Consider the following 11,629-nt stretch of genomic DNA (forward strand, 5'->3'; position numbering starts at 1 on the left):
CGCGTCCCATCCGGGCCGTGCGTTCTTCTGACCCAATCCGCAAAGAGTCAATCAATGGCCACGAGAAGTCTTTCGTTATTCAATCAGACGTGCTCGCCGACCGTGTTCTTAAGGGGTTCCGCTGCATCGTCGAAACGTTCCGGCCGCCGCGCCGCACGAACTGCATTGCGCACGACCCTGCTCGCCGCGCTCGGTGTAACCGCTCAGGGGGCGTGGGCGTCCGACTCGTTCTACAACGATTATTTCGTCGGTATTCCGTATGTCGGTCTCAGTGCCTACACGCCGGGTATTAAGTTGTATGGCGCCATCGATCAGGCAGTGGGCTTCACCAAAGGCGCGCAAACTGCATTCGTTCAGCAAAGCGGCGGTCAGTGGACGTCGAAGTTCGGCTTGTACGGCGTCGAAGATCTCGGCAATGGTTTCCGCTTGCGCTTCACGCTCGAAAACGGCTTTAACGCCGCGAACGGTCAACTTGGCACGGCCACTACGCTGTTTAATCGCGAGGCGTGGGTGGCGATCGGTTCGCGCCGGACTGGAGAACTGAAGTTTGGTTTGCAGGACGATGTCGGCGTGCCGTTGTTCGTGGATGTCTTCGGGCAGGTCAGCACGGTGTCGGGCGTCGCGTTTCTGACGCCGTGGGTCTATGACCTCGGGCCCGGGGCGAGCTACGAGCCGGCGCGCCTGCCGAATGCGATCAGTTACTCGACACCGTGGTTCGGTCCGTTCAATGCGCAACTGGCCGTCTCGCTTGCAAGCCAGGGCAGCACCGCGCCGACAGTGACGACGCGCGCGATGTCACTGAACTATTACGACGGACACCTGTTCGGCGCGCTTAGCTATGTGGGCAGCTACGCGCTCAATGCGCTGACCACGTCGTCGTACGTGCGTACCGACAACTTCGCCGCGGGCGCGGTGTATGACGGCGGCCGTTACGTGCTGTCGGGCGGTTACAGCTTTCTGGCGCCGCGTCTCGCGGGGGACCGAGTGGCTTCGCTGTACACGCTGGGCGGAATTTACCGATACCAACGCAGCGACTTTCGCGCCGAGCTCGCGTTTCGCGCGGTGTGCGGCGTCAACGACCGGTCGTATGGCGTGACGCTCGGCTACGACTACAACCTGTCCCAGCGCACCGCGCTGTATGTGCGCGGATCGCTGATCACGAACACTGGAAAGGCCCCAAGCTACGGCCGCTATCCGAGCGTGCAGCCGACCGTCGACAACATCAGCACCTCTTACACCGGTACAAATGGCGAGCTTGAAAACTACGCGTCGCCGCATGTTGTCCTCGTCGGCATGTACCACAAGTTCTGAACTGCGCCACGCATCGGACATTGCCGCAACATACGGATAACCAGCATGAAGACAATCACGAAAACGATCACGACGGCGAGCGCAGTGCTGCTGACGGTGGTCTGTATCGACGGATACGCGCAAAGCACCGGTACGGGGAATCCGGCGTTCGTGGCAGTCGCGACGACCGCCAGTGCCGCTGTGCAAACGGCAAGCGGCGTCGTTTCAGATCGGCAACTGGCCGCGTCCGTGCGCAGTGCGCTGCATGGCGCTCGTCGCCGTGGCCTGCGGTCCAGCTACATCCGTGTGCGCGCGAAAGGCGGCGTGGTGACGCTGACCGGCGTCGTCGCGGACGACAGCCAAATCGCGCTCTCGACCAGCATCGTACAAGGCGTGCCGGGCGTGACCTCGGTCGTCAACAAACTGAAGCTGCGCGTGGTGGCCGGCATAAAAGGCACCGAATAACTGCGGCTGACTACTTACTACCTGACAACTTTCCATCATGAATGCAACCAATCAAACAGGGACCGTCGCACCTGCCGCGCTATCGAGCCGCACGGACCGTTCGATCATTGTCGCGGCGGCGCTCGGCAACGGACTCGAGTTCTTCGACTTCACCGTCTATAGCTTCTTCGCCGCACTGATCGGAAAACTGTTTTTTCCGACCGATAGCGAGTTCGGCTCGTTGATGCTGTCGCTCGCTACGTTCGGCGTGGGATTCGTCGTGCGCCCGCTCGGCGGGATCGTGATCGGCGCCTATGCCGATCGCGCGGGCCGCAAACCGGCGCTCGTGCTGACCGTCCTGATGATGGCGCTCGGCACCGGCGTGATCGGCCTTGCACCGACGTACGCAAGCATCGGCTATGCGGCGCCCGCGCTGATCGTCTGTGGACGCTTGCTGCAGGGCTTCTCGGCTGGCGGTGAAGTCGGCGCCGCGACGACGCTGCTGATGGAATCGGCATCGAAGGGGCAGCGCAACTCGCTCGTTAGCTGGCAGATCGCGAGCCAGGGCGGGGCGTTGCTCGCGGGGGCACTCGTCGCCACGACGTTGTCGCGGACGCTGTCGCATGACGCGCTGCTGTCGTGGGGATGGCGTGTGCCGTTTCTGATCGGGTTGCTGATCGGGCCGCTGGGCTTTTATTTGCGCAGTCATCTCGACGATACGTTGCCGGCCGCACAGGCAACGGCAGCGCACGCGCCGTCCGCGTCGCCGCAGCAACGCCCGCGTCTGCCGGTCAGGCAGATCGTCGCCGGGACGATGATGGTGGTCGGCGGCACATCGTCGATGTACACGATCGCGTTCTTCATGCCGTCGTTTTTGACGTTGACGCTCGGGATGCCGTCGGCCATTTCTTCGCTCGCCGCCGGCATGGCGGGTGCCGTGCTACTGATCGGTTCGCCGATTGGCGGGCGGATCGCGGATCGCGTGCGCAGTCGCAAGAACTTCCTTTATACGCTGTCGATCGTCTCGCTGCTGTTGCTGCTGCCGGCGTTTTACGTGATTCGCGCGTGGCCCTCGATCGGTACCGTGCTGGCGGTCGTCGCCGTGCTGACCGGAATAATGTCGCTGTCGAGCCCGGCCGGTTTCGTGTTGATGCTCGAAGCATTGCGCCCCGAAGGCCGCGCAACGTCGCTCGGCATCATCTACGCACTCGGCGTGACCGTATTCGGCGGCTTCGCACAGTTGATCGTCAGCGCGCTTTGGAAGATGAGCGGCAGTTTCTATGCACCTGCATGGTATGTGCTGGCTTGCGGATTCGTGAGTTTTGCGGGACTGATGCTGTTCCCCGAATGCGAAAAGTAGGGACGCCGTCCGCGCGTATCTTCGCTTCGCGGTCGATCTACCGCGGCGAGGTCGCCGCGCGGACGGGCGGGTGAACGGCGTGGGAAAATCGACGTCGCGCAGATGTATATCCGCGAGAAAGTCCCGCTGCGCGAGATTGCGGTGCGTGCGGGCGTGTTCCCAGACACGTCACGAAGCTGGCTTTGGTAGACGGACGCCGTCGAACCCAAGTACCCCGAATGGGTCAACCCGAGCGTCATTGACGAGTGGAGTGCGCAACTGACAGTTTGGTTGCGCGCGGAGAGCCATCGCCCGGGGCGTGACTGGCACACAGTGCGGTTCACCGGGGCAATCCCCCGATCAGGGCCACGGGGGCTGCTCCGGCCTCGTCAGCGCGTTCATGCAGCGCTGGCACGAGGAGCCGGTTGAAGCCCCGGGAAGGCCTACGTGACGCTCGCCTTCGAACCGCGCGAGGCATTCCAATTTAACTGGATCTGCGAATGCGCCTTCATCCGGTGGACTTCGGCGATGCCTGTAGGTCGCCCACGCCAAGCCGAATGCCAGCCGTGGCTTCTGGCTGATCGCGTATCCTAGTCAGAGTCACGAGATTCTATTCGACGCGCGCGCCAGTGCATTCGCCTCAGTCGATAGACTGTCGACGGGCGTCACACACCTGATGAACGGCAAAATCGATAGGACAGGCGACTGACTTTCTACGGTTGAAAGACCGATATTGCATCGCAAGCTGCCGTCCACATAAACGCCTCAACCGTCTGTAACGGGTCGTTCAGAGTCGTTCGCGGCGCGCCAGACTTCGCCTGGTTGCAGTCAGTGACAACTTTAATTCGCAATGTGCAACCTCATGAATTCCAGAGAAGTCCGCATCATTCGGTGCACGTCGACCTGCGGAGTGACATCTTTGCTTCGGAAACGGCGACACCAGTATAGAGAATTGCACGGTGCGTCGCTCTTTCGTAAAGGTAGTCGCAGTGCCGGTCCATGGTAAATTCGCCGCCTCGCACCGTCAGCACAAAAGGAGACCACTGCGTACGAAGATCTTGTGATTGTTACGCAATACGACGGAAAGGACTTGATGTCCGTCGAAGCGATTTGCACATACGACGAAGAAGGGTAGGCGCAGGAGTGCGCGGATGCGACGAATGCATGCATCGAGATCACGACTTGCGCGGATCAGGACACTGACCTGTGGAGGTGATTGCGGCACTAGGTAGAAGTGCATTTGCGCGAGGCCGGCATTTCCTAAAAGAACCTGTATTTCGAGGACGACCGCGGTAATTAACCTGCCTTCACGGCTCGCGACCGGCCCGATCAGAACAGTTGACCGGGCTTGCTCGCGCGCGCCTCGGCTGATTCGCGCGCAGGGTTACTGGCGCGTGCTGCTGCTCTCCTACCTGGTGTTGCCGGTGCGCGGCGCGCTTGCCGCGATGCTGATGAGCGAGGCGGGCGTCTGGCCGGTGCAAGTGCTCGCGCAGCACTTCGGTTGTTCGACCGCATTCGTCGTGCCGGACGCCGTGTCGACGGGCTCGCTCGTGCTCTGGCTCGGCCATGCGCGCTCGCTGAGCGGCGTGTGCGGCAAGCCGGGCGATCTGCCGACCACGTCGTCGTGAACGTGCTTTCCCTCGTCATGCCATTCCCGGCCTGCCCGTGAATTCCGTTTCGCTTGCCTGGCTAATTGCCGCGTCGCCACGGCGGGTGTCGTCATCCGTCCGGGCGGCTGGCCCGGCGCGCATTCGGATCGATTCCAGGCCTGGCATTCTGTCGATGCGTGCGGTGCGATGGCCTGACGGCGCATCGCACCCGGACACGGGCTAGCAGCGGCATTGCATGGCGCTTCCAACCCGTGAGCGAGATCGAATCAGAACAAATGCTGGATGCCCGCATAGACGCCCGTCTGGCTATGCCCGGGCGTCGGGTTGTCGTTGTAGCCGCCGCCGGCGATCGGGCCGCCGGCACCCGCCGCGTTCGACTCCAGGCCGAAGTTCGCGTTCTTGCTGTTGCGAACGGTAGCAATCTGCATGTCGAAGAGCGTGCGCTTCGAGATGTTGTACGTGCCGCCCACCGTATAGATGTTGGCGTTGCCGCCGCCATGGTTCGCGTTGACGTGATAGACGGCACCGGTCAAGGCCGCAGCCGGTGTCGCCTGCCACGTGACGCCGCCCCAGACCTGCTGCGTCGACGTAATCCCGTTGTTGGCGGTCGGCGCGCCGTTCGCGTGCGAGGCCTGATAGGCCGCCTGCAGCTTGAGCTGGCCGAGGAATACGTTCACGCCCGCGAAGTACTCCCGGGAATAGTTGAACACGTCCGAGAACTTGCCGTTGACGTCGCGCGCCTCGTCGTAGATGCCGCGCACCTGGAAGTACGGATTCGTGTAGGTCAGTTGCAGGCCGTCGGCACGACCTTGTGCGGTCGTGCCGTTACCATTCCAGCTGGTGGCGTTCGACAGCGAATACTGGCCGTACACGTCGAAACCGTAGAAGCTCGGCGACTGGTACGAAATGTTGTTGCTCGTCTTGTTCCAGTTGCGCCCGCGCACGAGCGAACCGGACGACCAGGACGTCTGGCCGAGCGGATCGAAGTCCCACAACCCGTTCGAAATCGAGAGCTCGCGGCCGAGCAGCAGCGTGCCGTAAGCGTCGTTGGAAAAACCGACCGTTGCCCAGCGATCCCAGATGGAGCCGGTGCCGCTGAGGTTGCCGTTCATCGCATTGAACGAGCCCTCGAGGTGGAAGACCGCCTTGTTTCCACCGCCGAGATCCTCGGAGCCCTTCAACCCCCACAGGCTGGTGCCCCAGTCGCCGCTTTCGGCACGCCAGCGGCTCGTCGTGCCGCCATTGCCGTTGGCAATGCCGCTCAGGTACTCGATGCCGGCGTCGAGGCGGCCGTAGAGCGTGACACTGCTTTGTGCGTGGGCGACGATGCCTGCGGACATCAACGTGGCGGCGAGTATTGCTTTTTTCATAATTGGCTCCAAACCTGTCAGAAAGAAAACGTGTGACTGCGGCACAACAGACCCGGTCAGTTTTTATTGAATAAATTAAGGAAAACGAAGTTATCTGTCGTGAAAAACGGATCGCGTATCAACAGGGAAAGTGAGATGTTCTTTGCTTGCGGCATGTCCAGCCGGGCAAACTGGACGAAAAGGTCTCCTTGGTCGGTATTGATGTGGGACGAAACTACGGGCGAGTCACGTAGTACAACTATTCATATATGAAATGCCGGACGGTCTGACGCTCATGAGGCCGGGCTTGGCCCGGCGCCCCTTGCCGACGATCTGCAGCGCGATCGGTCCGATCCACGATGCACGCCTAACGTGCGGCGAGCACCTCGAATCGGTAGGCGATTTCAGTTGGCGTTTCAGGATTCAATGCAAGTGCCGTCCGGATCCCGCGGGTATTGATCGGATTGGGCGCGAGCGATGCCGCACGGCCAAGCTCGAATGCGCTCGCGACCGGCTCGATGCCCACGCAGAGGTTGCGGCCGTTCCACGGCGCGTACGCACGTCCTCGGTTGCTGATCCACAACAGCAGCGACGGCAGCGCATCGGCATCCCAGGTCAGGCGATAGCGTGCGCCGGCGACGGCGTCGGTCATCGTGACGGAACCGTCGATTCCGCAGAGCTGCAGGATTTCTTCCGTGGGCTGCGCGAGCGGTAGCTGGTCGAATGCACCGAAGCCGCCCTCGCCGAGCGGTACGCGCTCGAGTGATTCGAACGTCGCGCCGGCCAGCGCGCTCGATACGCGCGGTTCCGGACCTGCCGGGTGCACCATGCCGAAACGGTAGGTGCCGGGCTCGATTCGAAACGCGCCGGTGAGCGTCGGCAGCGCGAGATTCGGATGCAGACCGATGGGGCAGCGAGCCGACTTGCGCGCTTCGATACGGAGAACGATGTCGAAGGCAGCGCGAGCCGGATCGGCGCGCACGATGCGAGTCAGTCGTGCGATCGACGAGGTCTCAGGATATTCGATTTCAATTTCGATCTCGTGCGCGGTTTGCCTCACGAGTGACCACACGCCGGTACAGCCGTAGCCATGCTGAAGGTCGTCGCTGGTGTCGAGTGCGACGTCATCCGGGACGATCGGCGTTGCGGCGGCCTTCCGCCAGCCGGGGGGCAATCGGTCGGGAGAGTAGGGAACACCGAATGGCACGCACGGGAATTCGCTTCGCATGACGCCCAGCAGCCCGGCGGGTTGCGGCTCGGCCTGGCCGAGCCACGGCGCTTCGTAAAACGGACGGATCGTGCGGCCGCCTTGCTGTAATGCAACGCTGCCGAGCATACCTCCTGCTGCATGGAGATCGAACGCGCCGTGCGCCCATTTGAGATGCCAGACTGTATCCATTGCTTCGTCAGGTGTAGTCGGAGAGAACGCTTCTACGATGGGAAGAGGCATGCCGGAGCGGATCAGTTCTCTTCCTCGCTCCAGCAGGTGCCGTATCTCGCCAGCAACGCGCTGGCCTGCGCAGGCCCCCAATTTCCGGCCGAATAGGGTTTGGGCGCCGCTTTCAGGTCGAGAATCGGCGCGACCCAGCGCCATGCGGCTTCCTGCTCGTCGCGACGCACGAACAGCGCGAGCCGGCCGGCGATCACGTCGAGCAACAGGCGCTGATACGCCTCCATCCGGTCTTGCCGAAAGAAGCGGTCGAACGCGAGATCGAGGTAGACGCCTTGCAGGGTCATGCCGAGCCCCGGCCGCTTCGCGAGCGTGCTCAGGCGAATCGATTCGTCCGGTTGCAGCTGGATCGTCAACCGGTTCGAGCCTGCCAGCAGCGCCGTCGGACCGAGCGTCGAATGCGGCGGGCGCTTGAACGTGACGACGATTTCAGCCACGCGTCGCGCCAGCCGCTTGCCGGTGCGCAGAAAGAACGGCACGCCGGCCCAGCGCCAGTTCTCGACCTCGGCCTTGAGCGCGACGAACGTCTCGGTCGGACTGTCGGCCCGGATTCCGGATTCGTCGAGGTAACCCGGTACCGACTCTCCGCGGACCACCCCCGCGCGATACTGTCCGCGCACGACGCTCTGATGCAAGGCTTCCTCGGTGAGCGGCTTGAGCGCGCGCAGCACGCGCAGCTTCTCGTCGCGCACGGCGTCGGCTTCCATCGACTGAGGCGGTTCCATGGCGACGATCGCAAGTAACTGCAGCAGATGGTTCTGCACCATGTCGCGCAGCGCGCCGGTCTGGTCGTAAAACCCGCCGCGCCCGCCGACGCCGAGTTCCTCGGCAACCGTGATCTGAATGTTGTCGATCCATTCGCGGCGCCACAGAGGCTCGAACATCACGTTGGCGAATCGCAGCGCGAACAGGTTCTGCACGGCTTCCTTGCCGAGGTAATGATCGATCCGGTAGATCTGCTCTTCGGAAAAAATCTGTCCGACCGCATCGTTGATCGCCGTCGACGACGCGAGATCGTAGCCCAACGGTTTTTCGAGCACGATTCGCGAGGTCGGCGGAGCGAGCCCAGCCTGCGCGAGCGCGCGGCAAATCGGCACGAACAGCGATGGCCCTGTCGCCAGATAGAAGATCTGGCGCGACGACGCCGGCGAGAGCGCGTCGGCCAGACGCGAGAACGTGCCGGCCTGGCTTGCGTCGAGCGCCACGTACGAGAGCCGTTCGCGAAAGCCGCGCCACGCGCTTTCATCGAACCGGGCCTGCGTCAGATGCGGTCGCACCGACACGTCGACCCAGTCGAGGTAGCCGGCCGTATCGAGTTCGTTCTGCGCAACCGCGATGATGCGTCCCGCGGGGGCGAGCAGGCCATCGCGGTGAGCGGAGTAGAGCGCCGGCAGGATCTTGCGCATCGCGAGATCGCCGGTGCCGCCGAACAGCACGAATTCGAACGGAGCCTGGGTATCGGAGAACGGGAGGTGCGCATTCATGGAGTTTCGCTCGTGGCTGCGTTGGCCGATTCGATCAGCGCATGTACTTCGGCCGCCGTCGGCGCATAGGCGCCGGCGTGCGACGCGACGAGCGCCGCACAGGCGGCGGCGAACCGAAGATGTTCCGTCGCGGGGGCGTCCGGGCGCGTCAGCAGGCTCGCCATCCAGCTGCCGACGCACGCGTCGCCGCAGCCGACCGTGTCGGCGACCGTGACCTTGAAGCCCGGCTGAACCAGCGTTTCATCACCGGCGAAGAGTTCCATGCCGGCCGCGCCGCGCGTGACGAGCACCGCAGCCTGCGGCGCCCACGCACGGATTTGCGCGAGTGCGGCTGCCTCGTCGAATTCCGGGAACAGGCCGGCGAGATCCTCGTCGGACACCTTGATGAAGTCCGAGAGGCCGATCATCGTGCGCAAGGTGTCGCGGTACGACGGGTCGGCCATCGGCGCGCGAAAGTTGGGATCGAACGAAATCCGCTTGCCGGCGGCGCGCGCCGCGAGCGCAATGTCGATCAGACGCGAGGCGAGGGGCTCGCGCACCAGGCCGAGACAGCCGAAATGAATGATTTCGGCGGCGTCGAGCCAGTCCGAAGGCAACGCGGCGGGATCGAACGCGAGGTCGGCGCTATTCTCGCCGATGAAGAAATATTTCGGCGGCCGCGTCTCGACCACCATCGCAAGCAGCGGCGGGCGGTCGACCTGCTGCGTGAAGCGCATGTCGAGGCCGGCTTCGGCGCTCTTTCGCATGAGCTCGTCGCCGAATATGTCGGCGCTCACGGCACCGGCAAAGCCGGTCGGCGTGCCGAGGCGCGCGCCGACGCGCGCGACGTTCCAGCATGCGCCGCCGGCAACGCTGTGCCAGCGGTTCGTGTCGTCTCGAATGAAATCGGTCAGGGCTTCGCCGAAGATGACCAGTCGCGGTAGCTTCATGATGGGATTCGGGAGATCAGGCCGCAGCGTGGCGCCGCGTCTTGAAGCGGTTGATCAGTTGGTTGGTCGAGCCGTCGTGCGAGTCAATCTGCGCGGGGGTGAGCAATTCGTCCTCGATCGCAACCGCGAGCTTTTTGCCGAGTTCGACGCCCCATTGATCGAACGAATTGATTCGCCATACCACGCCTTGCACGAATACCTTGTGTTCGTACAACGCGATCAGCGCGCCGAGGGATGCCGGATCGAGCGTGTCCAGGCAGATCGTGTTCGTGGGCCGGTCGCCTTCGAAATTGCGATGTGGTTCGGTCGTCGAGCGCGATCCGTTCATCAATGCCTCCGACTGCGCGAAACAGTTTGCGACGAGGACGGCATGGTGATGATCGAACGCGTGATGCGGCCGCATGCACACGATGAAGTCGGTCGGGATGATCGCGGTGCCCTGGTGCAGGAGCTGGAAGAACGCGTGTTGTCCGTTCGTACCGGGCTCGCCCCAAATGACCGGGCCGGTCGCGTAATCGACGCGCTCGCCGCCGAGCGTCACCGATTTGCCGTTGCTTTCCATGTCGAGCTGCTGCAGATACGCGGGCAACCGGTGCAGATAGTTGTCGTATGGCGCGATCAGCTGGCTCGTCGTACCGAGGAAGTTCTGATGCCAGATGCCGATCAGGGCGAGCAGGACGGGCAGGTTGCGGGCCAGCGGCGCTTGCGCGAAGTGACGGTCCATCGCGTGCGCGCCGTCGAGCAGTTGCTCGAACGCGTCCATGCCGGCCATGATCGCGATCGGCAACCCGATGGCGGACCACAACGAGTAGCGTCCGCCCACCCAGTCCCAGAACGCGAACATGTTGCCGGTATCGATGCCGAATTCCGCAACGGCCGTGGCATTCGTCGACACGGCGACGAAGTGGCGGGCGATCGCCGTGTCCGGCGCGCCGCTGTCGAGCAGCCAGGCGCGGGCAGTATGGGCATTCAGGAGCGTCTCGCGGGTCGTGAACGTTTTCGACGACACGATGAACAGCGTCGTCTCCGGGTTCACGCGCTTGAGCACTTCGGCGATGTCGGCTGCATCCACGTTCGAGACGAAATGCATCGTCAACCGTTCGTGCGCGTAAGGCTTGAGCGCCTCGCACACCATCTTCGGCCCCAGGTCCGAGCCGCCGATGCCGATGTTGACGACGTCGGTGATCTCGCGGCCCGTGTGGCCGCGCCACTCGCCGGAGCGAACCGCGTGGGAGAAGCGCCGCATCCGGGCCAGCACGTCGCTGACCTGCCGCGACACGTCGACGTCGTCGACGATACGCGGCGTACCCGAACGGTCGCGCAGCGCGACGTGCAGCACCGCGCGGTTCTCCGTGCGGTTGATGCGCTCGCCGGCGAACATCGCGTTGCGATACGCATCGACGCCCGCCTCCTGGGCGAGGGCGACCAGCAGGGCGATGGTTTCGTCGTCGACGGGGTTCTTCGAGTAATCGACGAAAAGCCCGGCCGCCTCGAGGCTGAAGCGCGATGCGCGTGCCGGGTCGCGGTCGAATCGTGCGCGAATCGAGACGCCGGACAACGCGTCCCGATGGCTGGCGAGCGCGCGCCACGCGCGCGTTTGGGTCAGTGAGGTCATGGTCGTGTCAGGCCTGGGATGCGTTGGGACGGGTCAGTGCGAGCTCCAGCCTTTGTAAGCCTTCACGTTGTCGCGCGTGACGAGCGTCGGCTCGATCAGGATCATCGGGTTGGCCGGCT

9 protein-coding genes are annotated in these 11,629 nt (G+C 63.5%); 4 read left to right on the forward strand and 5 right to left on the reverse strand.

The window, feature by feature from the left end; genetic code table 11:
• The first annotated feature begins 165 nt into the window (after positions 1 to 165).
• The 4 genes from DIE16_RS33900 to DIE16_RS33915 all read left to right on the forward strand — a co-directional run bounded on the left by DIE16_RS33900 (position 166) and on the right by DIE16_RS33915 (position 4,701).
• Positions 166 to 1,311 carry a porin gene (locus tag DIE16_RS33900; protein ID WP_185640909.1) on the forward strand — a complete coding sequence of 382 codons (1,146 nt, stop codon included), beginning with the start codon at positions 166 to 168 and terminating at the stop codon, positions 1,309 to 1,311.
• A gap of 45 nt (positions 1,312 to 1,356) precedes the next feature.
• Positions 1,357 to 1,755, forward strand: coding sequence for a BON domain-containing protein (locus DIE16_RS33905; protein ID WP_124571989.1), 399 nt, complete (start codon positions 1,357 to 1,359; stop codon positions 1,753 to 1,755).
• Positions 1,756 to 1,792: 37 nt separating this feature from the next.
• Positions 1,793 to 3,094: an MFS transporter gene (locus DIE16_RS33910; RefSeq protein ID WP_124571990.1), complete on the forward strand. Its 1,302-nt coding sequence runs from the start codon at positions 1,793 to 1,795 to the stop codon at positions 3,092 to 3,094.
• A 1,373-nt stretch (positions 3,095 to 4,467) separates the two neighbouring features.
• Complete coding sequence (locus tag DIE16_RS33915; protein ID WP_409364474.1) at positions 4,468 to 4,701, forward strand: hypothetical protein; 234 nt, start codon at positions 4,468 to 4,470, stop codon at positions 4,699 to 4,701.
• Positions 4,702 to 4,949: 248 nt separating this feature from the next.
• On the opposite strand, the gene DIE16_RS33920 is transcribed toward DIE16_RS33915, so the two are convergent.
• The 5 genes from DIE16_RS33920 to pgi all read right to left on the reverse strand — a co-directional run bounded on the left by DIE16_RS33920 (position 4,950) and on the right by pgi (position 11,510).
• Positions 4,950 to 6,053 (reverse strand): porin, encoded by a 1,104-nt coding sequence (locus DIE16_RS33920; RefSeq protein WP_124894249.1) that lies wholly within the window; start codon positions 6,051 to 6,053, stop codon positions 4,950 to 4,952.
• 346 nt (positions 6,054 to 6,399) lie between these two features.
• Complete coding sequence (locus tag DIE16_RS33925) at positions 6,400 to 7,431, reverse strand: hypothetical protein (RefSeq protein WP_124894250.1); 1,032 nt, start codon at positions 7,429 to 7,431, stop codon at positions 6,400 to 6,402.
• Positions 7,432 to 7,493: 62 nt separating this feature from the next.
• Positions 7,494 to 8,966 carry a glucose-6-phosphate dehydrogenase gene (gene zwf, locus DIE16_RS33930; protein ID WP_124571993.1) on the reverse strand — a complete coding sequence of 491 codons (1,473 nt, stop codon included), beginning with the start codon at positions 8,964 to 8,966 and terminating at the stop codon, positions 7,494 to 7,496.
• Positions 8,963 to 9,895: a carbohydrate kinase gene (locus tag DIE16_RS33935; protein ID WP_124894251.1), complete on the reverse strand. Its 933-nt coding sequence runs from the start codon at positions 9,893 to 9,895 to the stop codon at positions 8,963 to 8,965. Before DIE16_RS33935 ends, zwf begins: the two co-directional genes overlap by 4 nt.
• 16 nt (positions 9,896 to 9,911) lie before the next feature.
• Positions 9,912 to 11,510, reverse strand: a complete 1,599-nt coding sequence (gene pgi / locus DIE16_RS33940; protein WP_124894252.1) for a glucose-6-phosphate isomerase — start codon at positions 11,508 to 11,510, stop codon at positions 9,912 to 9,914.
• Between the last annotated feature and the right edge of the window lie 119 nt (positions 11,511 to 11,629).

Origin of the sequence: Burkholderia sp. Bp9090, from assembly GCF_003857985.1 — a bacterium.
Lineage (GTDB): Bacteria > Pseudomonadota > Gammaproteobacteria > Burkholderiales > Burkholderiaceae > Burkholderia.

What these genes read in the sequence shown, in the direction of transcription:
- pgi (WP_124894252.1), bottom strand. Translation starts at nt 11,510, where the DNA reads ATGACCTCACTGACCCAAACGCGCGCGTGGCGCGCGCTCGCCAGCCAT.
- DIE16_RS33920 (WP_124894249.1), bottom strand. Translation starts at nt 6,053, where the DNA reads ATGAAAAAAGCAATACTCGCCGCCACGTTGATGTCCGCAGGCATCGTC.
- DIE16_RS33925 (WP_124894250.1), bottom strand. Translation starts at nt 7,431, where the DNA reads ATGGATACAGTCTGGCATCTCAAATGGGCGCACGGCGCGTTCGATCTC.
- DIE16_RS33935 (WP_124894251.1), bottom strand. Translation starts at nt 9,895, where the DNA reads ATGAAGCTACCGCGACTGGTCATCTTCGGCGAAGCCCTGACCGATTTC.
- DIE16_RS33910 (WP_124571990.1), top strand. Translation starts at nt 1,793, where the DNA reads ATGAATGCAACCAATCAAACAGGGACCGTCGCACCTGCCGCGCTATCG.
- zwf (WP_124571993.1), bottom strand. Translation starts at nt 8,966, where the DNA reads ATGAATGCGCACCTCCCGTTCTCCGATACCCAGGCTCCGTTCGAATTC.
- DIE16_RS33905 (WP_124571989.1), top strand. Translation starts at nt 1,357, where the DNA reads ATGAAGACAATCACGAAAACGATCACGACGGCGAGCGCAGTGCTGCTG.